Raw genomic sequence first — 24,919 nt, 5'->3', positions numbered from 1 at the left:
TGTGGCGGCGAAATGTTGTCAAGACCTGTGGATCTGGTGGCATTGCAGTATTTAGCGGTCTTCGAGCCGGTTCAGCGCACGAACACCGCCGCGTTCTCGGCGAGATCGAGCAGCGGCTGGGGGAACAGGCCGAGGGCCAGTGTCACCGCGCCTGCGGCGAGCACGATCGACCAGGTGAGCCGAGGTGTCACGATCATCGGCGGTTCGGCGGGCGGTTCGGTGAAGAACATCAGCACGATCACCCGGATGTAGAAGAATGCCGCGATGGCGCTGCATACGACACCGACGATCACCAGGTACGGGGCGTGGTCGGCGGCCGCCGCTTGGAACACCGCGAACTTACCGACGAAGCCGGAGGTCAGGGGCAGGCCGGCGAACGAGAGCAGGAACAGCGCGAACAGCGAAGCCAGCCACGGTGAACGGCGGCCGAGCCCGGCCCACTGCCCCAGTGCGGTCGCCTCGGTGCCGTCGGGTGCGCGCACCAGGCTGACCACCGCGAACGCGCCGATCGTGCCGAGTCCGTAGGCGGCCAGATAGAACAGGATCGCGGCGGTGCCCGCGTCGGTGGCGGCGGTGAGGCCGACCATGAGGAAACCGGCGTGCGCGACCGAGGAGTAGGCGAGCATGCGTTTGACATCGGTCTGGGTGATCGCGAGTACCGCGCCCACCGCCATGGTGGCGATGGCGACGGCCGCGAGCACCGGCCGCCAGTCGTCGCGCAGGCTGGGCACGCCGATCTGGATGACCCGCAGCAGCGCGCCCACCGCCGCGATCTTGGTGGCGGCCGCCATGAACGCGGTGACCGGTGTCGGCGCGCCCTGGTAGACATCGGGCACCCAGGACTGGAACGGCACTGCGCCGATCTTGAACAGCAGCCCGACCGCCAGCATGGCCACGCCGAGCAGGGCCAGCAGCGCGTTGGAGGGATGGGCGATCAGCGCGTCGGAGATCCCGGCCAGGCGCACGGTGCCGGCCTGGCCGTAGAGCAGGGCGACGCCGTAGAGGAAGAACGCGGACGAGAACGCGCCCAGCAGAAAGTATTTCAGCGCCGCCTCCTGGGAGAGCAGCCGCTGCCGTCGGGCCAGTCCGCACAGCAGATACAGCGGCAGCGACAGCACTTCGAGGGCGACGAACATGGTGAGCAGATCGTTGGCGGCGGGGAACAGCAGCAGGCCGCCGACGGTGAGCATGGTCAGCGGGAACACCTCGGTGGTGGCCAGCCCGGACCGTTCGGCCGTGCGTTCGGCGGCGCTGCCGGGCACCGCGGAGGCCTGCGGGGTGAACGCGTCGACCAGGCGCGGGCGGGCGGCATCGAGTGTCCAGGTGCCGGGGCCGGAGCGCCGGATGATCGGCTGGCCGCGGCGTTCGGCCATGAACGCGATCCCGAACAGCGCGACCACCAGGATGGTGCCCTGGAGGAACAGGCCGACCCCGTCGATCGCCACCGCGTCGACGATCGCGGTCGCGGAGGTGCCGGCCAGTCCGATCACCGCGGCCAGCGCCGTGCCGAGGCCGAGCACGGCCACCGCCACCTGCGTCACGTAGCGGGCGGGCCGCGGCACGAACGCCTCGACCAGCACGCCGGCCACGGCCGCGCCGAAGACCAGCAGCATGGGCAGGATCAGGTGGTATTCGATACTGGGCGCGGGCACGGTGGCCGCGAGAACTGCGGTGCTCACTTGTGCGTACCTCCGTGGCTGGGTCCGGCCTCGGTGACGGCGGGGACGGACGGTTCGGGATCGCTGCGTCCGATGGTGCTGAGCGTGTGGCCCACCGCGGGATCGATGAAGTCCAGCACCGGTTTCGGGTACAGCCCGAGGAAGATCAGCGCGGCGATCAGCGGGACGACGACGGCGAGTTCGCGGGGGACCAGGTCGTGGATGCGATCGTTGTCCTTGGTCACCGGCCCGGTCATCATGCGCTGATAGAGCCACAGGACATACAGTGCGGCCAGGACCAGCGCGGCCGAGGCGACCACCGCGGCGACCTGGTAGCGGCTGAATGTGCCGACCAGGACCAGGAATTCGCTGACGAACGGCGCCAGCCCGGGCAGTGACAGGGTGGCCAGGCCGGCGATGAAGAAGGTGCCGGCCAGGATCGGCGCCACCTTCTGGACGCCGCCGTAGTCGGCGATCAGGCGGGTGCCCCGGCGCGACACCAGGAATCCGGCCACCAGGAACAGCGCGGCGGTGGAGATCCCGTGGTTGACCATGTAGAGCGTGGCGCCGGTCTGGGCCTGGCTGGTCATGGCGAAGATGCCGAGGATGATGAATCCGAAGTGCGAGATCGAGGTGTAGGCGATCAGGCGCATCACGTCGGTCTGGCCGATGGCCAGGACCGCGCCGTAGATGATGCCGATCACCGCGAGCGTGATCACCAGCGGCGCATAGGTTTGCGCGGCGTCGGGGAAAAGGGTCAGGCAGTAGCGCAGCATGCCGAAGGTGCCGACCTTGTCCACGATGGCCATCATGAGTACCGCGCTCGACGGTGTGGCGGCGACGGCGGCATCGGGCAGCCAGGTGTGCAGCGGCCACAGCGGCGCCTTCACCGCGAAGGCGAACATGAAGCCGAGGAACAGCGCGTTCAGCACCGCGGGACCCGCGCCGAGCTGACCGGAGTTGGCGGCCGCGACCACGACCCGCAGGTCGAAACTGCCGCTGCCGCCGGGGCCGAGGGATTCGCGGGCGGTGAGCACGTAGAGGCCGATCACCGCGGCAAGCATGACGAGTCCGCCGAACAGGTTGTACAGCAGGAACTTCACCGCGGCCCGCGCGCGCTGACGCCGCAGCGCGGTGTCCGCGCCGCTGGGCCCGAAGCCGCCGATCAGGAAGTACATCGGGATCAGCATGGCTTCGAAGAAGACGTAGAACAGCAGGATGTCCAGCGCGACGAACGACACCAGCACCATGGCCTCGACCAGCAGCGTCAGCGCCAGGTAGGTGTGGATCACCCGCTTGCCGTCGCCCACCTCGCGGTCGTCGTGCCAGCCCGCCAGGATCAGTAGCGGTACCAGCGCGGTGGTGAGCAGTACCAGGACCATCGCGATACCGTCGAGCCCGAGGGTGTAGCCCGCGCCGAAAGCCGGGATCCACTCGTGGGATTCGACGAACTGGTACTGCGCGCCGCCGGGTTCGAAGCGCACGGCCAGCACGACGGCGAACACCACCGTGGCCAGCGCGACGACGAATGCGACGCCGCGGGCCAGGGTCGGCCGCGTGGCCGGGAGGACGAACACCAGCGCCGCGCCGACGACCGGCAGCAACCACAGGGTGGTCAACCAGGGGTAGTTGTTCACCGCAGCCTTCCTTCACTTCGGGGAGCAGGTCGGGGTTCGGTCACCAGATCCTCACCGCCAGCAGCGCGGCGGCGACCAGGGCGGCGCCGGTGAACATGGACAGTGCGTAGGAGCGGACGAAACCGGTCTGCACCCGCCGCATCCGGCCCGACAGCCCGCCGATGAAAGCGGCTGTCCCGTTGACGATTCCGTCGACGCCGCGGTTGTCGAGGAAGACCAGCGCGCGGGTGGCGTGCCGGCCCGGCCGCATGAACACGCCCTCGTTGAACGCGTCGCCGTAGAGGTCGCGGCGGGCCGCCACGGTGAGCGGGCTCGCCGGAACCGGTGCGGTCTGCGGGATCTCGCCCAGCGCGTATTCGCGGTAGGCGACACCGACGCCGATCACGACCACGCTCAGCGCCAGCACCGTGACGACCCAGGCGGGCAGCACATGCTCGACATGCTGTTCGCCGACGACCGGAGCCAGCCAGTTCTGCAACGCCGAGCCCATGACCAGCAGCACACCGGCGAATACCGAGCCCATGGCCAGCAGGATCATCGGACCGCCCATGCTGACCGGCGCCTCGTGCGGGTGGGTGTCCGGGCGCCAGCGGCGCTTGCCGAAGAACGTCATCAGCATGACCCGGGTCATGTAGAACGCGGTCAGGCCCGCGCCGAGCAGCGCGACCGTGCCGAGCGTCCAGCCTTTGGCGCCACCGGCGTTGAAGGCGGTCTCGATGATCTTGTCCTTGGAGAAGAACCCCGCGAACGGCGGCACGCCGATGATCGCCAGATACCCGAGCCCGAAGGTGGCGAAGGTGACCGGCAGCAGGGTGCGCAGTCCGCCGTAGCGGCGCATATCGGTTTCGTCGTTCATCGCGTGCATGACCGAGCCGGCCCCGAGGAACAGCCCCGCCTTGAAGAAGCCGTGGGTCAGCAGGTGCATGATCGCGAACGCGTAGCCGGCGGGCCCGAGTCCGGCCGCGAGGAACATGTAGCCGATCTGGCTCATGGTGGACGCGGCCAGGGCCTTCTTGATGTCGTCCTTGGCGCAGCCGATGATCGCGCCGAACAGCAGGGTGACCGCCCCGACGACGACGACGCCGAGTTGCGCGCCGGGCGCCAGGTCGAAGATCGGCCCGGATCGCGCGATCAGGTAGACGCCGGCGGTGACCATGGTGGCCGCGTGGATGAGCGCCGACACCGGGGTCGGACCCTCCATCGCGTCCCCGAGCCAGGATTGCAGCGGTACCTGCGCGGATTTACCGCAGGCGCCCAGCAGCAGCAAGAGCCCGATCGCGGTGAGTGTGCCCTCGGTGGCGCGCGGCGCGGCCGCGAAGACCTCGCCGAAGTCGATCGAGCCGAAGGTGGCGAACATGGTGAACAGCGCGATGGCCAGCCCCATGTCGCCGACCCGGTTGACCACGAACGCCTTCTTGGCCGCCGTTGCCGCGGTGGGCTTTTCGTGCCAGAACCCGATCAGCAGGTAGGAGGCCAGGCCGACGCCCTCCCAGCCGAGGAACAGCACCAGGTAGTTGTCCGCCAGCACCAGCACCAGCATGGCCGCCAGGAACAGGTTCAGGTAGGCGAAGAATCGGCGCCGGTTCGGATCGTGGGCCATATAGCCGATCGAGTAGATGTGGATCAGCGAGCCCACACCGGTGATCAGCAGCGCGAAACACATGGACAGCTGGTCCACTTGGAGCCCGAAGCCGACGTTCAGGCCCGCCACCGGCACCCACTGGAACAGTTCGGTGTGCACGGCGCGGGCGGCGTCGGCGCGGCCCAGCATCCCGAAGAAGGCGACCGCGGCGAAACCGAAGGAGGCCAGCGCGGCGACGGTGCCGAGCAGATGACCCCACTTGTCGCTGAAACGACCGGTGAGCAAGAGGATTACGGCGCCTGCCAGCGGCAGGGCGGGCATCAGCCAGAGCGTTGCCGTCTCCATATCAGAACTTCAGCAGGTTGGCGTCGTCGACCGAGGTCGAGCGGCGGGCGCGGAAGATGGTCATGATGATCGCCAGTCCCACCACGACCTCGGCCGCCGCGACGACCATCGTGAAGAACGCGAAGACCTGACCGTCCAGGTTGGAGTGCAGCCGGGCGAAGGTGACGAACGCCAGGTTCACGGCGTTGAGCATCAGCTCGATGCACATGAACACCACGATGGCGTTGCGCCGCAACAGCACTCCGGCCGCGCCGATGGTGAACAGCAGGGCGGACAGGAACAGGTAGTTCTCAGGGTTCACCGCGTGCCTTCCTCGTCTGCCTGGGTGATCTCGGCGGCGTCCGCGCCGACCGAGACCACGGCTGCCTGGGTGAGTGCTTTGTCGCGGCGTTGCCGCAGGATGGTGCTGACCGACTGTTCGGCGAAGGAGCCGTCGGGCAGTCGCGCCGGTACATCGACCGCGTTGTGCCGGGCGTACACGCCCGGGGTGGGCAGCGGGGTAGCGCGGCTCTTGCCGTCGCGGAAGCGCAGCCGCGACAGTTCGCGCTGCCCCAGCTTCGGTTCGAGCTGATCGCGGTGCGCCAGCACCATGGCGCCGATGGTGGCGGCGATCAGCAGCGCGCCGGTCAACTCGAAAGCCCAGACGTACTTCACGAAGATCAGCTCGGCGAGTTCGCCGATCACGTCGCGCCCGGCGAATCCCTCGGCCGGGAACGTGATTCCGGAATCCCGGATCCCGTTGGCGATTCCGCTGATGAACAGGATGCCGAACCCGACCCCGACCGCCGCCGCGGCCGCGCGCTGACCTCGGATGGTCTCCTTCAGCGATTCCGCGGAGTCGACGCCGACCAGCATGAGCACGAACAGGAACAGCATCATCACCGCGCCGGTGTAGACCACGATCTGCACCACACCCAGGAACAGCGCGTCCTGGGCGATGTACATGACCGCCAGCGCGATCATGGTGGCGGCCAGGCAGATCGCCGAGTGCACCGCCTTGGCGGCGAAGACCATGCCGAGCGCGCCGAGCACGGCCAGCGGGGCGAGAATCCAGAACTGTACGGTTTCGCCGGTGTCGGCGCGGGTCAAAGGCTCTGCGGCGAGCAGGAATTCGTTCACCGGGCCGCTCCTTCGGGCTCGCTCGCGGGGATGGTGCCGCGGTAGTAGTCGCCCTCGGTGGATCCGGGGTGCATGGCGTGCGGCGGGGCCTGCATGCCGGGTTGCAGCGGCGCGAGCAGGTTCTGCTTCTCGTAGATCAGGTCGGCCCGATTGTCGTCGGTGAGCTCGTAGTCGTTGGTCATGGTCAGCGCCCGGGTCGGGCAGGCCTCGATGCACAGGCCGCAGCCGATGCAGCGCAGATAGTTGATCTGGTAGACCCGCCCGTAGCGCTCACCCGGCGAGAAGCGTTCGTCCTCGGTGTTGTCCGCGCCTTCGACGAAGATCGCGTCGGCGGGGCAGGCCCACGCGCACAGCTCGCAGCCGATGCACTTCTCCAGGCCGTCCGGGTGCCGGTTGAGCTGGTGCCGCCCGTGGTAGCGCGGCGCGGTCGGCTCCTTCTTCTCCGGGTAGTACTCGGTGTTCGGCTTCTTGAACATGGTCGCCGCGGTGACCGCGAATCCGGACAGCGGTTCGAGGATATTGCCCTTGGTGGCGTCGATATGGTTCTGGCCCGCGGGCAGCGGAGGAGTCGGAAAACCCAGGAACACACCGGATTCCGCGGTCGTCACCGGTTCCTCGGGCAGCGGCGGCAGCCCCGGCCTCCGTCCGGCCCGCAGGAACATGCCGATCATCAGCGCCGTGATCAGGAGGCCGCCGCCGACCAGCAGCGGGGTCTGGATGCGCAGCCCTTCGGCCTCGGCGACCCGGGCCCCGGCCACCAGCATCACCCACAGCAGCGACACCGGGATCAGCAGCTTCCAGCCCAGATTCATGAACTGGTCGTAGCGCATGCGGGGCAGCGTGCCGCGCAGCCAGATGAATACGAACAGGAACGTCCACACCTTCGCGACGAACCACAGCAGACCCCACCAGCCGGCGTCCGCGCCCGGGATCATGGTGAACGGCCACGGCGCGTGCCAGCCGCCCAGGAACAGGGTGGTGGCCAGCGCGGAAACCGTTGCCATGTTCACGTATTCGGCGAGCATGAACATGGCGAACTTGAGCGAGGAGTACTCGGTGTGGAAGCCGCCGACCAGCTCGCCCTCGGCCTCGGGCAGATCGAAGGGCGCGCGGTTGGTCTCGCCGACCATGGACACGCAGTAGATCAGGAACGAGGGCAGCAGCAGGAACACGAACCAGGTCGGATGCTGCGCGGAGACGATGCCCGAGGTGGACATGGTGCCCGCGTGCAGGAACACCGCGGCGAAGCACAGCGCCATCGCGATCTCGTAGGAGATCACCTGCGCGGTCGAGCGGAGCCCGCCCAGCAGCGGATAGGTCGATCCGGAGGCCCAGCCGGCCAGCACGATGCCGTACACGCCGATCGAGGTGATCGCCAGGATGTAGAGCACCGCCACCGGCAGGTCGGTGAGCTGGAGCGCGGTGCGCTCCCCGGCGATGGAGACCTCTCCGCCCAGCGGGATCACCGCGAACGCCATGAACGCCGGGATCACCGAGATGATCGGCGCCAGGATGTAGATCGGCTTGTCGACGATGGCCGGGATGATGTCCTCTTTGAGCGCCATCTTCACGCCGTCGGCGACCGCTTGCAGCGAGCCCTTCGGGCCGACCCGGTTGGGTCCGACGCGCATCTGCATGCGCGCCACGATCTTTCGTTCCGCGACCACCGCGATCATCGGGGTGAGCAGCAGGAAGACGAAGATGGCCAAGGATTTCGCGACCACCAGCCACAATGGATCGTGGCCGAAAAGACTGAGATCACTCATGACGGTGTTCCTTTGCTTCTGGTCGCTCCGCGGGCTGCGCTCCTGCCATCCGCGCGTGCGATCCGCGCCGGATCTCGACGACGCCGCCGGGCACGGTGGCGAGCTGTTCGGTGATCGAGCAGCCCGGCGAATTCTGTGGCACCCACACCACCCGGTCGGGCATCGGCGTGATCAGCAGCGGCAGCGTGATCTGTCCGTGCCGCGTGCCGACGGTGACCTGTTCGTCCTGTGCTGCACCGATTTCCGCGGCGGTGGCGGGGGAGAGGCGGACCACCGCGGGCTGGGCGATACCGGCGAGATTCGGTTCCCCGTCCTGCATGCGGCCCTGATCGAGCAGCATGTGCCAGGACGCCAGTACCGCCGAGCCCTGGGTGGGCTGGGTGATCGGATGCGGCCGATGCTCGGGCGCGGGCACGGGCTGGCCGTCCCACACGCCGAGTTCGGCGAGTTCGGCGCGGGCCGCCGCGGCGTCGGGCAGTTCGAGCCGCACCCGCATCTCGTCGGCGATGGCGTGCAGCACCCGGCCGTCGGACAGTTGCGCGGGCGCACGGGTCACCATGGATTCGCCGAGGGCCGCCTCGAATCGGCGCGGGCGGCCCTCCCAGGTGCGGAAGGTGCCGGATTTCTCCATCGCGGTGGCGACCGGGAAGACGACGTCGGCCCGGTCGGTGACCGGGCCGTGCCGCAATTCCAGGCTCACCACGAAGCGGGCGGCGTCGATGGCGGCCAGCGCGGCGCTCGGATCGGGCAGGTCGGTGATGTCGACGCCGCCGATGACCAATGCGCCCAGCCCGGCGGCGGCATCCAGGATGCCCGCGGTGTCGCGGCCCGGTGTCGCGGGCAGCTCGGTGACGTTCCATGCTTCCCGAACCTGGTGGCGGGCAGCGGAATCGGCGACCGGACGACCGCCGGGCAGCAGCCCGGGCAGCGCGCCGGCCTCCACCGCGCCGCGTTCACCGGCGCGGCGCGGCACCCAGGCCAGCGCGGCCCCGGTCTCCTCGGCGAGATGAGCCGCCGCCGAGAGCGCGCCGGGAATCCCGGCCAGCCGTTCGCCGACCAGGATGACCGCGCCGGGCCGGCGCAGCAGCCGCCCGGCGGTGTCGGCGATCTCGGCGGCGCCGGTCCGAAGTGCCTCCAGCACATGCGGTTCCGCGCCCGGCGCGGTGCTCAGCAGGGTGCCGGACATGCGCTCCAGGCCGCGCGAGGCGTACGGCGCCAGCGAGTAGACGGGCAGGCCGCGCTTGCGGGCGGCCTTGCGCAGGCGCAGGTAGATGATCGGCGACTCCTCCTCCGGTTCGAAACCGGCGAGCAGCACGATCGGCGCGCGCTCGAGGCTGTCGTAGTCGACGCGCACACCCTGCCCGGCCACCCGGGCGGCCAGGAAGTCCGCCTCCTCGGCCGAATGCACCCGGGTGCGGAAGTCGATATCGTTGCTGCCCAGGGCGATTCGGGTGAACTTGCTGTAGGCGTAGGCGTCCTCCTCGGTGACCCGTCCGCCGACCAGCACGCCCGCGTTGCCGAACGCCGCGGCCAGCCCCTCGGCGGCGGCGGCCAGCGCCTCCGACCAGGAGACCGGTTGCAGGGTGCCGTCCCAGCCGCGCACCAGCGGCGTGGTGATCCGGTCGCGTTCGGTGGCGTAGGTGAAGGCCCAGCGGCCTTTGTCGCAGTTCCATTCCTCGTTGACCTGCGGATCGTCACCGGCCAAGCGGCGCAGGACTTTTCCGCGCCGATGGTCGGTGCGCTGAGCGCAGCCGGAGGCGCAGTGCTCGCAGACGCTGGGGCTCGAGACCAGGTCGAAGGGGCGGGCCCGGAACCGGTAGCTGGTGCCGGTGAGCGCGCCGACCGGGCAGATCTGCACGGTATTGCCGGAGAAGTAGGAGTCCAGCGGTTCGGCCTGGGCGGTGCCGACCTGTTGCAGCGCACCGCGATCCATCAGCTCGATGAACGGGTCGCCGGCGACCTGCTGGGAGAAGCGGGTGCAGCGTGCGCAGAGCACGCAGCGTTCCCGGTCCAGCAGCACCGCCGAGGACAGCGGAATCGGTTTGGGGTAGGTGCGTTTCACGCCGTCGAACCGGGTCTCCGGCCGCCCGGAGGACATGGCCTGATTCTGTAGCGGGCATTCGCCGCCCTTGTCGCAGACCGGGCAGTCCAGTGGATGGTTGATGAGCAGCAGCTCCATCACACCCTCCTGGGCCTTGTCGGCGACCTGGGAGGTGAGCTGGGTGCGCACCACCATGCCGTCGCTGACCACCTGGGTGCAGGAGGCGACCGGTTTGCGCTGGCCCTCCACCTCCACGATGCACTGCCGGCAGGCACCCACCGGATCGAGCAGGGGATGGTCGCAGAAGCGCGGAATCTGGATGCCGACGAGTTCGGCGGCCCGGATCACCAGGGTGCCGGGCGGCACGCTGACCGCGGTGCCGTCGATGGTCACGGTCACCATTTCGGCCGGCAACACACCACTATCGTTCGAACCGACCGTCGATGGCCCACCTGTCGCCCGACCACCACCCCGCACGGAATCGCTGCGCGATGCAGTCATTTCGCCTCTCCTTCCGCCCACGCGGTGCTGCGCGCCGGATCGAACGGACAACCCGCGCCCTCGAGATGCGCGACGTACTCGTCGCGGAAGTACTTCAGCGAGGAGACGATCGGGCTGGCCGCGCCGTCACCGAGCGCGCAGAACGACTTGCCGTTGATGGTGTCGCTGATATCGAGCAGTTTGGCCAGATCCGATTCGGTGCCCCGGCCCGCTTCGACCCGCTTCAGCAGCTGGACCAGCCAGTAGGTCCCTTCGCGGCACGGGGTGCATTTGCCGCAGGACTCGTGCGCGTAGAACTCGGTCCAGCGCAGCACGGCGCGCACCACGCAGGTGGTGTCGTCGAAGATCTGCAATGCCTTGGTGCCCAGCATGGATCCGGCGGCGGCCACGCCCTCGTAATCGAGCGGGACGTCGAGGTGCTCGTCGGTGAACAGCGGGGTCGAGGATCCGCCGGGGGTCCAGAACTTCACCGTGTGCCCGGCACGCACCCCGCCCGCGTAGTCGAGCAGTTCCCGCAGCGTGATCCCCAGGGGCGCTTCGTATTGCCCCGGCCGCGCGACGTGGCCCGACAGCGAGTACAGCGTGAATCCGGGTGATTTCTCGCTGCCCATGGACCGGAACCACTCGATGCCGTTGAGCAGGATCGGCGGTACGGACGCGATCGATTCCACATTGTTGACCACGGTCGGGCACGCGTAGAGCCCGGCGACCGCCGGGAACGGCGGGCGCAGCCGCGGCTGTCCGCGCCGCCCCTCCAGGGAGTCCAGCAGCGCGGTCTCCTCACCGCAGATGTAGGCGCCCGCGCCCGCGTGCACGACCAGATCCAGGTCGTAGCCCGAGCCGAGGATGTTCTTGCCGAGATAGCCTGCCGCGTAGGCCTGTTCGACGGCGGCCTGCAACCGGCGCAGCACCGGTACCACCTCGCCGCGCACGTAGATGAACGCGGTGTTCGCCCGGATCGCGTAGGAGCCGATGATCACCCCCTCGATCAGGGCGTGCGGGCTGGCCAGCATGAGCGGAATGTCCTTGCAGGTCCCCGGTTCCGACTCGTCGGCGTTGACCACCAGGTAGTGCGGTTTGGTGATGCCGTCCGGGCCCGGGCCCTGCGGGATGAATCCCCATTTCAGACCGGTGGGGAAGCCCGCGCCGCCGCGACCTCGCAGCCCGGCGTCCTTCACGGTCTGGATGACGGTGTCCGGTTCCATCCGGAGTGCTTTGCGCAGTGCCTCGTACCCGTCATGACGGGTGTATGTATCCAGGGTCCAGGATTGCGGATCATCCCAGTACCGGGACAGGACCGGTGTGAGGGCGGTGGTCATGCGTTCTCCTCCCGCGCGCTCCGCAGGCCGGCCAGCGTCGCCTCGCCCGCGGGGCCGTCGAGCACGCCGGGGCGCTCGTCGGGGAAACCGGCCAGGATGCGGGCGGTCTGCTGGAACGTGCACAAGGTCGCGCCGCGGGTGGGCGTGACCGGCTGACCCGCGCGCAGCGCGTCGACCAGGGCCTGCGCCGATTCCGGGGTCTGGTTGTCGAAGAATTCCCAGTTCACCATGACCACAGGCGCGAAATCGCAGGCCGCGTTGCATTCGATGTGCTCGAGGGTGATCGCGCCGTCCGCGGTGGTGTCACCGTGCTCGATCCCCAGGTGCTTTTCCAGCAGGGCGAGGATCGCGTCGCCGCCCATCACGGCGCACAGGGTGTTCGTACACACCCCGACGTGGTACGTACCGGTCGGGGTGCGCCGGAACATGGAGTAGAAGGTGGCGACCGCGGTCACCTCCGCGCCCGTCAAACCCAGCATGTCGGCACAGAATTCGATGCCGGTGCCGGAGACGAAACCCTCCTCGGCCTGCACCAGATGCAGCATCGGCAGCAGGGCCGAGCGGGCCACCGGATACCGGGCGATGATCGCCTTGGCGTCGACCTCGAGCCGCTCCCGCACGAACAGCGGGAACGGCTCGGGCCGAGTCGACAGTTTCAGCAGTATCTCCGTCATCGGTCCACACCACCCATCACCGGATCGATGCTGGCGACCGAGGCGATGACGTCAGCGACCATCCCGCCCTCGCACATCGCCGCCACCGCTTGCAGATTCGTGAACGAGGGGTCGCGGTAGTGCACGCGATAGGGCCGGGTGCCGCCGTCACTGACCATGTGCACGCCGAGCTCGCCGCGCGGGGATTCCACGGCCGTGTACACCTGGCCCGCAGGCACCCGAATGCCCTCGGTAACCAGTTTGAAGTGGTGGATGAGTCCCTCCATGGACGTGCCCATGATCTTGCCGATGTGCTTGGGGGAGTTGCCGAGTCCGTCCGGGCCCAGTTCCAGATCCGCGGGCCAGGCGATCTTCTTGTCCTCCACCATGACCGGGCCCGGCCGCAGCCGGTCCAGGCACTGCTCGACGATCTTGAGCGATTCCTTCATCTCCTCCACCCGGATCAGATAGCGGCCGTAGCAGTCGCAGCCGGTGGTGGTGGGAATGTCGAATTCGTAGTTCTCGTATCCGCAGTAGGGCTGCGACTTGCGCAGATCGTGCGGCAATCCGGTGGCGCGCAGCACCGGGCCGGTAATGCCCAGCGCCATGCAGCCGGTCAGATCCAGGTACCCGATGTCCTGGGTGCGTGCCTTCCAGATCGGGTTCTGGGTGAGCAGATGCTCCATGTCCCGCAGGCGTTTCGGCATCAGGTCCAGCAATTCGCGGACCTTCTGCACGCCGTCGTCCGGAAGATCCTGGGCCAGCCCGCCCGGGCGGATGTAGGCGTGGTTCATGCGCAGACCGGTGATCGTCTCGAAGACGTCCAGGATCAGTTCTCGCTCGCGGAAACCGAACAGCATCGGGGTCAGTGCGCCCAGCTCCATCCCGCCGGTGGCCAGGGCCACCAGATGCGAGGAGATCCGGTTCAACTCCATCAGCAGCACGCGAATCACGCTGGCGCGCTCGGGAATCTGCTCGGTGATGTCGAGCAGGGACTCCACCCCGAGGCAGTAGGCGGTCTCGTTGAAGAACGGCGAGAGATAGTCCATCCGGGTGACGAAGGTGACGCCTTGGGTCCAGTTCCGGAACTCGAGGTTCTTCTCGATCCCGGTGTGCAGATAACCGATGCCGCAGCGCGCCTCGACGACGGTCTCGCCCTCGATCTCCAGAATGAGCCGCAGCACACCGTGCGTGGACGGGTGCTGCGGTCCCATATTGACCACGATGCGTTCCTCGGCCGCGCCCTCGCCGGCCGATTCCTTCAGCGCCGCGCTGACCTGACCCCAGTCCTGACCGGCGACGGTCACCGCGGGGAGTGTGTCGATGTCGTTCACTAGCTGTATGCCCTCCGCTCGTCGGGCGGCGGGATGCGCGCGCCCTTGTATTCGACCGGGATCCCGCCGAGCGGGTAGTCCTTGCGCTGGGGATGACCGCGCCAGTCGTCCGGCATGGTGATGCGGGTCAGCGACGGATGTCCGTCGAAGAGGATGCCGAAGAAGTCGTAGGTTTCCCGCTCGTGCCAATCGACGGTGGGATACACCTCGAACAGCGACGGAATGTGCGGATCCGCGTCGGGCGCGGACACTTCCAGCCGCACCCGGCGATTGTGCGTGATCGACATGAGGGGATAGATCGTGTGCAGTTCGCGGCCGGTGTCCTGCGGATAGTGCACGCCGCTGACGCCCAGGCACAGCTCGAAGCGCAGGGCCGGATCGTCGCGCAGCGTCCGCGCGACGGCGATCAGGTGCTCGCGGCGCACGTGCAGGGTGAGCTGGCCGCGGAACACCACGACCTTTTCCAGCACGGTCTCCAAGGTGAGATCGGCGCCGCCGAGCGCGGCTCGCAGCGTGGCCACCAGTTCGTCGAAGTAGCCGCCGTAGGGCGGATGGCTACCGCCGGGCAGCGCGACCGGGCGGACCAGCCGGCCGTACCCGGAGGTGTCGCCGGTGTCGCTGATCCCGAACATGCCGCGCCGCACGCCGATCACCTCCTCGGCGGTGACCGGAGGCTGGTCCACCGGCAGGGTGCCCTCGGGGCCCGCGGTGGCGGCGGCGTCGATCTCGGAGCGGGTGTTGTCGGGGGAGTCGAAGGTCATCGCAGCAGCCCCTCCATCCGGATGGTCGGGGTCGAGGCGAGTGCGGCGGCTTCGGCGGCCCGGATCGCCTCCTCACGGTTCACGCCGAGCGGCATCTGCTGGATCTTCTCGTGCAGGGTGATGATCGCGTTCAGCAGCATCTCCGGGCGCGGCGGGCAGCCGGGCAGATAGATGTCGACCGGGACCACGTGGTCTACGCCCTGCACGATGGCGTAGTTGTTGAACATGCCGCCCGAGGAGGCGCAAACCCCCATGGCCAGCACCCATTTCGGCTCGGTCATCTGGTCGTACACCTGGCGCAGCACCGGCGCCATCTTCTGGCTGACCCGCCCGGCGACGATCATCAGATCGGCCTGGCGGGGCGAGGCGCGGAAGGCTTCCATGCCGAACCGGGCGATGTCGAAACGGCCTGCGCCCGTTGCCATCATCTCGATGGCGCAGCAGGCGAGGCCGAAGGTGGCCGGCCACAGCGAACCCTTGCGCAGGTAGCCGGCGAAATCCTCCACGGTGCTCAGCAGGAATCCGCTGGGCAGCTTTTCTTCGAGACCCATTGCTGTTTCAGTCCCAACTGAGCCCGCCACGGCTCCACTCGTAGGCATAGGCGACGGAGACATTGACGACGAACAGGGCCATGGCGGCGAAGCCGAAGACGCCGAGCGCGTCGAAGTGCACGGCCCACGGGTAGAGGAAGACGATCTCGATGTCGAAGATGATGAAGAGCATGGCGGTGAGGTAGTACTTCACCGGAAACCGTTGCCCCGCATTGTTTCCCGGACCAGCGGAGACGGCGTGCGGCGTCGGTTCGATACCGCACTCGTAGGCCTGCATCTTCGCGCGGTTGTAGCGCTTGGGGCCGACGAGCGACGCCATGATGATCGAGAAGATCGCGAACGCGGCTGCTACCGCGCCCAATACGAGGGTGGGCATCTCCATTGGTTTCCCCTCCTTGTGAGCTGGGGCCACTGTGAATGTCGACCGGTCGGTCGGAGCGGGTTCGATACCGTGCCCGCGCTCGTGTGAGCTACGGCACAGACTACAACTGAACCCGGGGCAGGCTACCCGATTGGTTCCCGTCTTTGATCGAATTCGGAACTGCGATTCATGACAGAAACGGGGGTAATCCACGGGCGGTGTCACGTGACGAACCGCGAGGTGGTTCCAGGGTGTCGGGAATGTCGGAGCTACTCGTGAGTATCGGTGTTACCGATGAGTTGCGTGCGACGCAATCGACCACCGACGCCCGCGACCACCCTAATTGACCGAGTTTGCTCATAGATCGCTGACAGGTGCCGGTCGGGCGGCGATGATCAACTGATGTGCAACGGCTATTGCCGTCGGGGTCACGCGGCCGCGCGCTCGCGCAGCAGGGCGACCACGGTATCGGTGAGCTGGATCGGATCGATCGGATGCGACACCGCCGCCTCGGCCCGCGACCAGCTCGCCAGCCAGGCGTCGTCGGGGCGGCCGGTCAGCACGAGAACCGGTGGGCAGTGCTCGATTTCGTCCTTGAGCTGCTTGGCGATGCCCAAACCGCCGGTGGGCGCGGACTCTCCATCCAGGATGGCGAGATCGATTCCGCCCGCGTCCATCCGCTCGATCACCACCGGGCCGGTGGCGACCTCGAGGTACTCGAGTTCCGGTAGTTCCGGATGCGGGCGTTTGCCCAGCGCCATGGTGACTTGGCGCCGAGTATCGGCATCGTTGCTGTAGACCAGCACTCGCAGCGGAGTGGAACGGTTCGCGTCGGCCACGCACGGATGGTACGTCCGAGAAGGCAGGCGGCGTGGCAGGTTCGGTGGATTTCGCCGCCGCGTCGCCCTCGACGGCCCCTGGATGCCAAGCGTCGCTTCGCTTTCTGCCGGTAGCATCCGGCACGAAGGAAGGGGGCGGCCATCACCGATCTGCCGGAAATCGAAGTGCTCGCGGGGACACACCTGGTCGCCGGGATGGACGGCGTGCTGATCGTGGTCGCCAACCGGGATGATGCGCCCGCGACCGCGACGTCGGCCGCCGGTGCGGCCCTGCTCGAGCTGCGCGGACTGGTGCGGGCGGCGGCGAAATCCGAGAAGCAGCGCACCGGAAAGGCTTTCGCGCGGCTGGCCACCACCTGGCTGATGGGGCTCGGTGACGACAACGCGCTCGAATTCGGGGTGCTGTCGCCGACCGGCGACGGGGTGGCGGTGTTCCTGCACGGGCGGGTGACGGCGGTGCTCACCGGCGCCGAACGCAGCGAGGTGCTGCGCGGCGGCGAGGCGGGGTTCACCGTGGACCGGCTGGTGCGGCCCGCGCCCGCGGTCGGCGCGGGCGTCTTCGTGGACGAGGGGGATCAGGAGTTCGATCTGCCCGGTGTGCGCGGAGTGTGCACCCTGACCGCGGGCGCGGTGCCCGGCTCCGGGGGCGTGCTCTGGTACGGCGAGCCGGTGTATCGGGTGCCCGACGAGCGGCTGACCACCCGGGATCCGGCCCGCCCGGCCGCGGATCGGGCGGTGGCGCGGGCGCATTCGCTGACCAAGGCGCGCCATGAGCCGGTGTCGCCCGCGCCGCCCACGCCCGCCGCGCTCTCGGCGGTGCGGCGCGACCCGTTCCGTGATGTGCTCGCGCCCGCCACCGGAGGCCCGCCGATCGTGGCGGGCCACCGGTGTGCCCGCCAGCACCACAACGATCCGCGCGCCGCGTTCTGCGCGGTCTGCGGTATCCGGATGGGCCAGTCCGAGTCGCTCATCGACGGCATCCGCCCGCCGCTGGGCCTGCTGCTGTTCGACGACGGCACGATCGTCATCCTCGACGCCGACTGCGTCCTCGGCCGCGAACCCGAGCATTCCGCCGCTGCCCGGCGCGGCGCCCGCCCCGTCCGCCTCGACGACACTTCCAGCGGAATGTCGCGCACCCACGCCGAGATCCGCCTGATCGACTGGGACGTCACCGTCGTCGACCTCGGCTCCGCCAACGGCACCCACCTGCGCACCCCCGGCGCCGACTGGCTCCGCGTCCCACCCGGCCATCCTCACCCCCTGCACCCCGGCGCCCAACTCCTGCTCGGCGCCCGCACCGCCACCTTCGACTCCCAGCACGGCCGATAACCCGCCGGGCCGATTCGACTCGCGGGACGAATCGGGCAGCTTCAGCGGATTTCAGAACATGCGTTCGAACCGGTGGCTACCTTCTCCTCCGTGCCATCGATCCGCCACGAAATCCCACTCCAACTGCTGCGCAACCGCGCCGAGGTCGCGCCGCGGATCGCCACCATGCTCGGGCTACCGGTACCCGACCTACCTTGCTGGCGTCCCGGGCCCGAAACCGTCACCCTGCTCTCACCCGGCGAGCTGCACCTGGACATTGTCGTGGTCGGCAGCCGCGCCGACAAACCCGAATACGCGATCATCCACGAGGTCCAGAATTCCTGTACCGGAGACGAACTCGACCGCATCGCATTCAGCTGGCCCGCCTACATCACGCACGTCCGCCAACGCCTGCACTGCCCGGTCGTCCTGCTCGCCTTCTGCCCCGACGAACGGAGCGCCACCAAGATCGCCACCCCGATCGACACCGGCCACCCCGGCTTCGTCTTCAGCCCCCGCACCTACTGGCCCGGCGTCCTGCCCGCTGTCACCACCGTCGCCGAAGCGGACCAGTGGCCTGAGCTTGCCTTGCTCTCGGCTCCCGGCCACCTCGGTGAGTCCGAACGCCACGATGTCCTCGCCATGGCGCTGGAAGCCATGCAACACCTCGAGCCCGACAAGCGCGTCCTTTACCATGACTACATCAGCACATGCGTACCCAAGAGGTACCGAAAGGAGTGGGAGGAGCTCGTGTCCATGGCGATCGAGAACTACCACTGGGAAAGCTACTTCGCCCACGAACACCAGGCCATCGGCCGGGCCGAAGGGCATGCCAAAGGACATGCGGAAGGCCGGGTCGACATGATCAAAGAGTCGATTCTGCGGATTTTGGAACGACGCGGAATCGTCGTCGACGCTGCGGTCACAGCCCGAGTGACCGGCTGCTCCGATCTCGAGCAGCTGACACAGTGGCAGGACCTGGCGCTGGAGGTGGACACCGCCGCGCAGTTTCTCGAATCCGCCGCGGATGTTTCGGGATAGTGAGTCGTACACCGTCGATTCGTGACTGACGGGCCCGGCCGCCCGGAATGGTTGGGCGGCCGGGTTTTTCGGGTCAGTTGTGGCCGGAGTGTTCGTGGGAGCAGGTGTCGGTGCGGCGGCCGGTGGCCTGGCCGGCGCCGTGGCCCTCGAGGGCGGCGAAGGGGCCGCATTGGTGGGCGGCGATCCAGACGTGCACCATGGGGTTGCCGGAGCCCGGGTTGACCGACTGGGGTGGGCAGTTGCCCTGGGCGTCGGTGACACCGGCGACCACGGGCCCGCCCGCGCCCTGTTTCCAGCACAGGTTGTCGTGGACGTGCCACTGCATGAGGGAGCCGCCGTAGTTCACCAGGTCCGGGTCGTCGATCTTCTTGCCCTTGGCGATGTACATGGCGGAGACCAGGGTTCGGCTGTCGCCGTCGACCTTGTAGACCAGGGACTCGGGGTAGGCGGGGTCGAGGAAGTAGTCGTCGCGGATGTAGGACATGTTGATGTAGTGCTCGTAGCCGGTGGCCGCGTCACCGATGGAACGGAAACCCAGCGCGCCGACGGTGGACACATCCGCGAACGCGGGCAGGCGCTCGAGCGTATTGCGGATCAGCGCGGCCGCCCGCTGCTCCTGGTCGGCGGTCACACCGGGCACACCGGACACGTCGATCGCGGCCTTCGGATCGAAGGGACGCGGCCACGTGGTCCCGTCGTGCGAGTGTTCCCCGCCGGCCGCGTGCGTGTGGTCGCCGCCGCCGTCGTGACTGTGCACGTGCCCGGCCCCGCCGAGCATGGCCGCCACGGCCAGCACGCCGGCCAGCCCGGCCGCCGTCGCCGTCGATACGGTCGGCAATTTCGCCTCGGGCCGGAGCAGCGCGACCGCCGCACCCGCGATCGCGAGCAGCCCCAGCGCCGCGCAGGTGCTGTCCAGGAACTGCGGAGCCTCGGCCGCATCCAGCCCGTCGGGCCACGGCAGCCCCGCGAACCGCGTGTAACCCCACACCACCACCGCGACCAGGTTCACCCCGATCACCGACAGCGGCACCGGCTTTCGCGTACTCACCGATGCCAGCAGCCCGGCCGCGACCTGGAGCGCCGCCAGCACCACCATCAGCCGGGCGAGCGCCGCGTGCTCGGTGTGCAGCCCCGCCGCGAACAGGTGCAGGGCGCCCGCGCCGAGCGACGTCACCCCGCCGAGTAGCAGGAATCCGTTGCGTGCTCCGGTCATCATCGATCTCCTCATCGTTCCTCCGGACGGTACCGCGTCGACCCGGGATTCCCGGGCTCGCGCACTGTGAGAGAACTCTGAGGGTTCGGCTACATTCGGGGCATGCGCGTGCACCGGATCATGCCGATCGTGAGTGTCGAGAACCTGGATCAGGCGATCGAGGCGTATCGCCGGGTACTCGATCTGGACGTGATCATGAATCACGGCTGGATCGCGACGCTGTCCCCGGGTGACGCCTCGACGCCGCAGCTCGGCCTGATGACGAAAGATCGGACAGCGCCCTGTAATCCGGCGGTGTCGATCGAGGTGGACGATGTCGACGCCGCGCACGCGGAGGCCGTCGCGGCCGGATTCGAGATCGTGCATCCGCTCTCCGATGAGGAGTGGGGCGTGCGCCGGTTCTTCTTCCGCGATCCGCAGGGGGCCGTCATCAATGTGCTGACCCACCGCTGAACGCACCCGCGGCCGCCGCGAGGGCGGCGGTGCGGGCCGCTCGGTCGGCGAGTGCGGGGTCCGGCGGGGTGCGCAGCAGCACGAGCTGGTGATAGAGCGGCGCGGTCGCGGCGATCAGCAGTGCCCGCGCATCGACCTCCGGCGGGAGGTCGCCGCGCCGGATCGCGCGCTCCACAATGACTTCCGACTGCGTGTAGCGGTCGTCCCACAGGCGGCGCAGGGCCCGCGCGGCTTCCTCGGACCGGAACGACACCGCGATCAAAGCCAGTGCGATGGACGGTGTTTCGGTCATCGAATCCTGGATCTCGGCATTGAGCGCGGTCAGATCGCCGTGCAGGGATCCGGTATCGCGCGGCTGCCAGGGCAGATCACCCGCGGCGTCCACCACGTCGGCGAGCAGACCGCCCACATCACGCCAGCGGCGATACACCGTGGCCCGGTGCACACCCGAGCGGGCGGCGACGGCATCGATGCTCAGCGCGTCGAACCCCTGCTCGGTCAGGACGGCGCCCACCGCGTCGAGCACCTGGGTGCGGATGCGCGCGGTGCGCCCGCCCGGGCGGGCACGGACGGAATCGGGGGAGGGCACGGCGGGGAACGCTCCGATCGCTTGACGAACCAACGACTCGACGATACCTTAGTGCGACAGTTGTCGTACTAAGTGAGGTTATGCCGATGCTCCTGCGAAGTGTTCACGTCCTGCGGTCCCTGACCGTCTCGTCCTCGAATGCTTCGGAGTGTGTCCATGCGAACCCAGATCACCGCGCACGCGGTCAGCAAATCCTTCGGCGGGAAGCCGGTGCTCGAGGCGGTGACGTGTGCGCTCACCGCGGGTGAGCGCACCGGCATCGTCGGCGAGAACGGATCCGGCAAGACCACCCTGCTTCGCCTGTTCGCCGGGCGGGTGCGGCCCGACGAGGGTGCGATCGTCGTCCAGGCCGATGGCGGCGTCGGCTATCTCGCGCAGGAAGAACGACTTTCGCCGCGTCTGACGGTGCAGGAAGTGATCGATCGGGCGCTCGCGGAGCTCCGCTCGATCGAGCGCCGCCTGCGTGAGCTGGAAGCCGCCATGTCCGACGACGAGTCGCTGCTGGCCGAATACAGCCGCCTGACCACAGTTTTCGAGCTGCGCGGCGGCTACGAGGCCGATGCCCGGGTGGAACGCGCGCTGCACGGATTGGGTCTGCGCCTGGTGGGCCGAGACCGGACCGTCGCCACCCTGTCCGGCGGCGAACAGGTGCGGCTGCGCCTGGCGGCCGTACTCGCGGCGGGCACCGAGGTGCTGCTGCTGGACGAACCCACCAATCATCTCGACGACACTGCCCTGACCTGGCTGGAGGAGCACCTGCGCAGCCGGCGCGGCACCACCGTGACCGTATCGCACGATCGCACCTTCCTCGAACGGATCGCGACCACCCTGCTGGAGGTCGACGCCGATCGTCGTCGAGTTGTCCGTTACGGCAATGGATATCGCGGCTTCCTGGCCGAGAAGGCGGCCGCGCGTCACCGGTGGGAGCAGGAATACACGCGGTGGCGCGCCGATACGGAACGGCTCCGTGAGGTCGCGGCCACCACCGCCCGTCAGGTCGCGCCCGGCCGGGCCATGACCGACAACAACAAGATGGCCTACGACCGGGCAGGCGGCCGCGTGCAGCAGTCGCTGGCCGGCCGCGTCCGCAACGCGGAGGAACGGCTGCGCCGCCTGCTCGCCGACCCGGTGTCGCCGCCCCCGCCACCGCTGCGCTTCGCGCCGAACCTGCGCGGCGGTGTCGGCGGCACCCTCCTCGAAGCCGTCGACGCAGGCGTCGAAGGACGCCTGGGCCGCATCGACCTGGCGCTCGCAGCAGGAGACCGGCTCCTGGTCACCGGTCCCAACGGCGCAGGCAAGACCACGCTGTTGCGTGTACTCGCCGGACAGTTGCGCGCCGACACCGGCGTGGTGCGCCACCGTGGCCGCGTCGGCTATCTCGGCCAGGAGCCGCCACCCGCCGTCCCCGGGCAAACCCTGCTCGCCGCGTTCGCCGAAACCTATGTGCCGGATCGCGAGCGCACGCAATCGCACCGACACCACGATGTGGAACCGACCGACTCCGGCCAGACCTCGAATGCACTGTCCGAGAGGCCGATTGCGACCTGGGCCCGGGCTCGGGTCGGCGGCGGATCGGCCGATGAGCGGCACACGACCGGCGCGGACCTCGATTGGGCCCGACTCGATGACGGCGCGGATGCCGCGCTGCTGTCGCTCGGCCTGTTCGAGCGCGAGCAGTTCGGCACTCGCGTCGCGGATCTCTCGACGGGGCAGCGGCAGCGACTCGCCCTGGCGCGGTTGGTCAGCGCGCCTGTCGATGTGCTGCTGCTCGACGAGCCGACGAATCATTTGTCGCCGGGGTTGATCGAGGAACTGGAGGCCGCGCTGCAGGAGTTCCGCGGCGCGATCGTGATCGTCAGTCACGATCGCCGGCTGCGTGCCCGCTGGCGGGGCACCCAGTTGGATCTGGCCGCGTCCGCGGCGGTCTGAATTGCCTGCTGGTCCCAGGAGATTCGCGGCCCTGAATGCGCCAGTCGGACGGCCACGCTGCATGGGTTCCGCGCGCGGCTGGCTCCGGCCCCGTCGGTGTCCATCTGAATTACCCATTGATCCGAGGAGATTCGCTGTGCCGAGAAATGTTCCCGCCGATCCGGACGTGCTGCACCCGATGCCCGGGCAGCCGCGGGTCGTGCAATTGAAACCACTGGTGACCTCGCCGCTGATCGAAGTCGGCGAGTACTCCTACTACGACGACCCCGACGACGCGACCGCCTTCGAAACCCGCAATGTGCTCTACCACTACGGGCCCGAGAAACTGATCATCGGGAAGTTCTGCGCGCTGGGCACCGGCACCCGGTTCATCATGAACGGCGCCAACCACCGTATGGACGGGCCCTCCACCTTCCCGTTCCCGACCATGGGCGGGTCGTGGGCCGACCACTTCGACCTGCTCACCGGACTGCCCAGCCGTGGCGACACCGTTGTCGGCAACGACGTCTGGTTCGGCAACGGCGTCACGGTGATGCCCGGCGTGCGAATCGGTCACGGTGCCATCATCAGCACAAGCTCTGTCGTGACCGCCGATGTTCCCGACTACGGCATCGTCGGCGGCAACCCCGCCCGCCTCATCCGCACGCGATACTCCCCGGAGGACATCGCCCGCCTCCTGGCCGTCGCCTGGTGGGATTGGCCGATCGACCACCTCACCACCCATATCCCCACGCTCATGTCCGGCAGCATCGACGACCTCGAAGCCGCGAACCCGAAATGAGCAATCACCCTTGCCTTCTCGTCACCACACTCACGGTGTACCGGGATCCTCCCCGGCGGTGATCCCGTCGAAGGTCAGATCACCGGTGAACCGTCCACCGGTGATCTCGGCACCGGTTCCGGTCGAGCGGATGTTCTTCGCTGTCACCCCCGCACCCTCGACATCGTGCAACACGATTCCGCCGGCCGGAGCGGCGGCGGGCTGACGGCTGTGCAGCCACAGTGACACGCCGAAACTCAGTGCGGTCAGGGCGGCGACGGCGAGCCACAACCACACCGAATCGATGCTTCCGGTGGCCAAGTTGACGACGATCGCCAAGCCCGTGGAGACGAGAGCGGTGGCGGCGGTGGGCGCCGCAATCCGGCTGAGAGCTGTTGGGGCCACGTGGTTCTCCTACACCGGGACGACAGTGAGCGGCGGACCGCAGGCCCGCCGCTCACCAGCGTAGAGCTCGGATCAGCCGATGCTGAAGGGTTGACCCCACAGCACGACGTTGCCGATGTAGTTGCTGCTGTCGATCTCGGCGGCCACGAACGCGCGGGCCTGCGCGTAACCGCCGCAGCCGTTCACGGCGAAAGTCTCGTCGATCCAGGTCACGCTGGTGTGCGGACCCGGAATCTTGTTGTAGCGCTTGTGCGATTCCTGCCCGTAGTCGTCGGGCCGTTCCAGATCGAGCATCAGCTGGCCGATCGAGGCGCCGGGGCCGAAGGTGATTCCGGCGCCGAAGGATTCGGTCGGTGCGATCGGCATGGTGCCCGACTGCACGGTCGCGGATTCGTTGTTGGTGCCGCTGACGCCGCTGATATCGACCTGGCAACCCACGAGATAGCCGGGGCTGATCTTGATTGTCGCGGTCGATGCGCTCGGACCGGCGAGGTCGACATTCGCGCGGGCGGTTACCCACACATTGCGATGCAGCGGAGTCGCACCCATGGATGGAACGATCCGCGCTGATTCGCCTTCCAGTGAGACCGTCACGGTGGTGCCGTCGCCCAGTTCGCGTGTGATCGTGCCGCCGGGCAGCGGTATGAAGGTGTCGGCGGTGGACACCGCCGACTGGCCGATCCCGAACGCCGTCGTGACCAGCGCCGCAGCCAGGATTTTGCCGAACATGTGATCCTTTCTGTCGGAGCGGCCG

23 protein-coding genes are annotated in these 24,919 nt (G+C 68.5%); 5 read left to right on the top strand and 18 right to left on the bottom strand.

The features are described from left to right. Positions 1-71: 71 nt before the first annotated feature. The 14 genes from nuoN to ACFVMC_RS32275 all read right to left on the bottom strand — a co-directional run bounded on the left by nuoN (position 72) and on the right by ACFVMC_RS32275 (position 16,467). The gene (gene nuoN, locus ACFVMC_RS32340) at positions 72-1,679 is read right to left on the bottom strand and encodes an NADH-quinone oxidoreductase subunit NuoN (RefSeq protein ID WP_379216657.1); all 1,608 of its coding nucleotides are present in this window, start codon (positions 1,677-1,679) and stop codon (positions 72-74) included. Continuing rightward, positions 1,676-3,295 (bottom strand): NADH-quinone oxidoreductase subunit M, encoded by a 1,620-nt coding sequence (locus ACFVMC_RS32335; protein ID WP_379216656.1) that lies wholly within the window; start codon positions 3,293-3,295, stop codon positions 1,676-1,678. The genes nuoN and ACFVMC_RS32335 overlap by 4 nt, the downstream gene beginning before the upstream one ends. 40 nt (positions 3,296-3,335) lie before the next feature. Beyond that, positions 3,336-5,222 (bottom strand): NADH-quinone oxidoreductase subunit L, encoded by a 1,887-nt coding sequence (nuoL, locus tag ACFVMC_RS32330; protein ID WP_379216654.1) that lies wholly within the window; start codon positions 5,220-5,222, stop codon positions 3,336-3,338. Between the two features lies 1 nt (position 5,223). Beyond that, the gene (gene nuoK, locus ACFVMC_RS32325; protein ID WP_194813637.1) at positions 5,224-5,523 is read right to left on the bottom strand and encodes an NADH-quinone oxidoreductase subunit NuoK; all 300 of its coding nucleotides are present in this window, start codon (positions 5,521-5,523) and stop codon (positions 5,224-5,226) included. Beyond that, entirely contained in the window at positions 5,520-6,341 is an 822-nt protein-coding gene (locus ACFVMC_RS32320; protein WP_379216652.1) for an NADH-quinone oxidoreductase subunit J, read from the bottom strand. The genes nuoK and ACFVMC_RS32320 overlap by 4 nt, the downstream gene beginning before the upstream one ends. Next, on the bottom strand, positions 6,338-8,107 hold the full coding sequence (gene nuoH / locus ACFVMC_RS32315) for an NADH-quinone oxidoreductase subunit NuoH (protein ID WP_379216650.1): 1,770 nt from the start codon (positions 8,105-8,107) through the stop codon (positions 6,338-6,340). Before nuoH ends, ACFVMC_RS32320 begins: the two co-directional genes overlap by 4 nt. Then, complete coding sequence (locus tag ACFVMC_RS32310; RefSeq protein ID WP_379216648.1) at positions 8,100-10,649, bottom strand: NADH-quinone oxidoreductase subunit G; 2,550 nt, start codon at positions 10,647-10,649, stop codon at positions 8,100-8,102. Before ACFVMC_RS32310 ends, nuoH begins: the two co-directional genes overlap by 8 nt. After that, complete coding sequence (gene nuoF, locus ACFVMC_RS32305) at positions 10,646-11,968, bottom strand: NADH-quinone oxidoreductase subunit NuoF (RefSeq protein ID WP_379216647.1); 1,323 nt, start codon at positions 11,966-11,968, stop codon at positions 10,646-10,648. The genes ACFVMC_RS32310 and nuoF overlap by 4 nt, the downstream gene beginning before the upstream one ends. Next, a complete protein-coding gene (gene nuoE / locus ACFVMC_RS32300) occupies positions 11,965-12,642 on the bottom strand; it encodes an NADH-quinone oxidoreductase subunit NuoE (RefSeq protein WP_379216646.1) in 678 nt (225 codons plus the stop codon). Before nuoE ends, nuoF begins: the two co-directional genes overlap by 4 nt. Beyond that, a complete protein-coding gene (locus tag ACFVMC_RS32295) occupies positions 12,639-13,946 on the bottom strand; it encodes an NADH-quinone oxidoreductase subunit D (protein ID WP_379216722.1) in 1,308 nt (435 codons plus the stop codon). Before ACFVMC_RS32295 ends, nuoE begins: the two co-directional genes overlap by 4 nt. An 8-nt stretch (positions 13,947-13,954) precedes the next feature. Further along, complete coding sequence (locus tag ACFVMC_RS32290) at positions 13,955-14,716, bottom strand: NADH-quinone oxidoreductase subunit C (RefSeq protein ID WP_379216644.1); 762 nt, start codon at positions 14,714-14,716, stop codon at positions 13,955-13,957. Further along, positions 14,713-15,267: a NuoB/complex I 20 kDa subunit family protein gene (locus ACFVMC_RS32285; protein ID WP_379216643.1), complete on the bottom strand. Its 555-nt coding sequence runs from the start codon at positions 15,265-15,267 to the stop codon at positions 14,713-14,715. Before ACFVMC_RS32285 ends, ACFVMC_RS32290 begins: the two co-directional genes overlap by 4 nt. A gap of 7 nt (positions 15,268-15,274) precedes the next feature. Then, positions 15,275-15,649 (bottom strand): NADH-quinone oxidoreductase subunit A, encoded by a 375-nt coding sequence (locus ACFVMC_RS32280; protein WP_379216641.1) that lies wholly within the window; start codon positions 15,647-15,649, stop codon positions 15,275-15,277. A gap of 407 nt (positions 15,650-16,056) precedes the next feature. Beyond that, positions 16,057-16,467, bottom strand: a complete 411-nt coding sequence (locus ACFVMC_RS32275) for a hypothetical protein (RefSeq protein ID WP_379216639.1) — start codon at positions 16,465-16,467, stop codon at positions 16,057-16,059. Between the two features lie 165 nt (positions 16,468-16,632). On the opposite strand from ACFVMC_RS32275, the gene ACFVMC_RS32270 reads away from it, so the two are divergent. Both ACFVMC_RS32270 and ACFVMC_RS32265 read left to right on the top strand, forming a co-directional pair. Continuing rightward, entirely contained in the window at positions 16,633-17,796 is a 1,164-nt protein-coding gene (locus ACFVMC_RS32270) for an FHA domain-containing protein (protein ID WP_379216637.1), read from the top strand. Positions 17,797-17,886: 90 nt separating this feature from the next. Further along, entirely contained in the window at positions 17,887-18,816 is a 930-nt protein-coding gene (locus ACFVMC_RS32265; RefSeq protein WP_379216635.1) for a hypothetical protein, read from the top strand. A gap of 73 nt (positions 18,817-18,889) precedes the next feature. Here the strand turns inward: ACFVMC_RS32265 and ACFVMC_RS32260 are convergent, their stop codons facing one another. Beyond that, positions 18,890-20,032, bottom strand: coding sequence for a hypothetical protein (locus ACFVMC_RS32260; protein ID WP_379216633.1), 1,143 nt, complete (start codon positions 20,030-20,032; stop codon positions 18,890-18,892). Positions 20,033-20,131: 99 nt separating this feature from the next. On the opposite strand from ACFVMC_RS32260, the gene ACFVMC_RS32255 reads away from it, so the two are divergent. Further along, positions 20,132-20,482, top strand: coding sequence for a VOC family protein (locus ACFVMC_RS32255; RefSeq protein ID WP_379216631.1), 351 nt, complete (start codon positions 20,132-20,134; stop codon positions 20,480-20,482). Here ACFVMC_RS32255 and ACFVMC_RS32250 read toward each other — a convergent pair. Further along, the gene (locus ACFVMC_RS32250) at positions 20,460-21,104 is read right to left on the bottom strand and encodes a TetR/AcrR family transcriptional regulator (protein WP_379216629.1); all 645 of its coding nucleotides are present in this window, start codon (positions 21,102-21,104) and stop codon (positions 20,460-20,462) included. The two genes, ACFVMC_RS32255 and ACFVMC_RS32250, sit on opposite strands and share 23 nt — an antisense overlap. Before the next feature lie 123 nt (positions 21,105-21,227). On the opposite strand from ACFVMC_RS32250, the gene ACFVMC_RS32245 reads away from it, so the two are divergent. Together ACFVMC_RS32245 and ACFVMC_RS32240 are read left to right on the top strand one after the other, a co-directional pair. After that, a complete protein-coding gene (locus tag ACFVMC_RS32245; protein ID WP_379216628.1) occupies positions 21,228-23,000 on the top strand; it encodes an ABC-F family ATP-binding cassette domain-containing protein in 1,773 nt (590 codons plus the stop codon). 178 nt (positions 23,001-23,178) lie between these two features. Beyond that, complete coding sequence (locus ACFVMC_RS32240; protein ID WP_379216720.1) at positions 23,179-23,781, top strand: CatB-related O-acetyltransferase; 603 nt, start codon at positions 23,179-23,181, stop codon at positions 23,779-23,781. 30 nt (positions 23,782-23,811) lie between these two features. On the opposite strand, the gene ACFVMC_RS32235 is transcribed toward ACFVMC_RS32240, so the two are convergent. Both ACFVMC_RS32235 and ACFVMC_RS32230 read right to left on the bottom strand, forming a co-directional pair. Further along, positions 23,812-24,165 carry a hypothetical protein gene (locus tag ACFVMC_RS32235; RefSeq protein ID WP_379216626.1) on the bottom strand — a complete coding sequence of 118 codons (354 nt, stop codon included), beginning with the start codon at positions 24,163-24,165 and terminating at the stop codon, positions 23,812-23,814. 72 nt (positions 24,166-24,237) lie between these two features. Continuing rightward, positions 24,238-24,894, bottom strand: a complete 657-nt coding sequence (locus tag ACFVMC_RS32230; protein ID WP_379216624.1) for an MspA family porin — start codon at positions 24,892-24,894, stop codon at positions 24,238-24,240. Between the last annotated feature and the right edge of the window lie 25 nt (positions 24,895-24,919).

This window comes from Nocardia sp. NPDC127579, from assembly GCF_042672005.1.
In the GTDB taxonomy this organism is placed as follows: Bacteria; Actinomycetota; Actinomycetes; order Mycobacteriales; family Mycobacteriaceae; genus Nocardia.
The sequence above is the reverse complement of the archived record's forward strand: the minus strand, read 5'-3'. Positions and strand labels throughout refer to the sequence as shown.

What these genes read in the sequence shown, in the direction of transcription:
- nuoL (WP_379216654.1), bottom strand. Translation starts at nt 5,222, where the DNA reads ATGGAGACGGCAACGCTCTGGCTGATGCCCGCCCTGCCGCTGGCAGGC.
- nuoH (WP_379216650.1), bottom strand. Translation starts at nt 8,107, where the DNA reads ATGAGTGATCTCAGTCTTTTCGGCCACGATCCATTGTGGCTGGTGGTC.
- ACFVMC_RS32310 (WP_379216648.1), bottom strand. Translation starts at nt 10,649, where the DNA reads ATGACTGCATCGCGCAGCGATTCCGTGCGGGGTGGTGGTCGGGCGACA.
- nuoF (WP_379216647.1), bottom strand. Translation starts at nt 11,968, where the DNA reads ATGACCACCGCCCTCACACCGGTCCTGTCCCGGTACTGGGATGATCCG.
- nuoE (WP_379216646.1), bottom strand. Translation starts at nt 12,642, where the DNA reads ATGACGGAGATACTGCTGAAACTGTCGACTCGGCCCGAGCCGTTCCCG.
- ACFVMC_RS32290 (WP_379216644.1), bottom strand. Translation starts at nt 14,716, where the DNA reads ATGACCTTCGACTCCCCCGACAACACCCGCTCCGAGATCGACGCCGCC.
- ACFVMC_RS32285 (WP_379216643.1), bottom strand. Translation starts at nt 15,267, where the DNA reads ATGGGTCTCGAAGAAAAGCTGCCCAGCGGATTCCTGCTGAGCACCGTG.
- ACFVMC_RS32280 (WP_379216641.1), bottom strand. Translation starts at nt 15,649, where the DNA reads ATGGAGATGCCCACCCTCGTATTGGGCGCGGTAGCAGCCGCGTTCGCG.
- ACFVMC_RS32260 (WP_379216633.1), bottom strand. Translation starts at nt 20,032, where the DNA reads ATGATGACCGGAGCACGCAACGGATTCCTGCTACTCGGCGGGGTGACG.
- ACFVMC_RS32255 (WP_379216631.1), top strand. Translation starts at nt 20,132, where the DNA reads ATGCGCGTGCACCGGATCATGCCGATCGTGAGTGTCGAGAACCTGGAT.
- ACFVMC_RS32245 (WP_379216628.1), top strand. Translation starts at nt 21,228, where the DNA reads ATGCGAACCCAGATCACCGCGCACGCGGTCAGCAAATCCTTCGGCGGG.
- ACFVMC_RS32240 (WP_379216720.1), top strand. Translation starts at nt 23,179, where the DNA reads ATGCCCGGGCAGCCGCGGGTCGTGCAATTGAAACCACTGGTGACCTCG.
- ACFVMC_RS32230 (WP_379216624.1), bottom strand. Translation starts at nt 24,894, where the DNA reads ATGTTCGGCAAAATCCTGGCTGCGGCGCTGGTCACGACGGCGTTCGGG.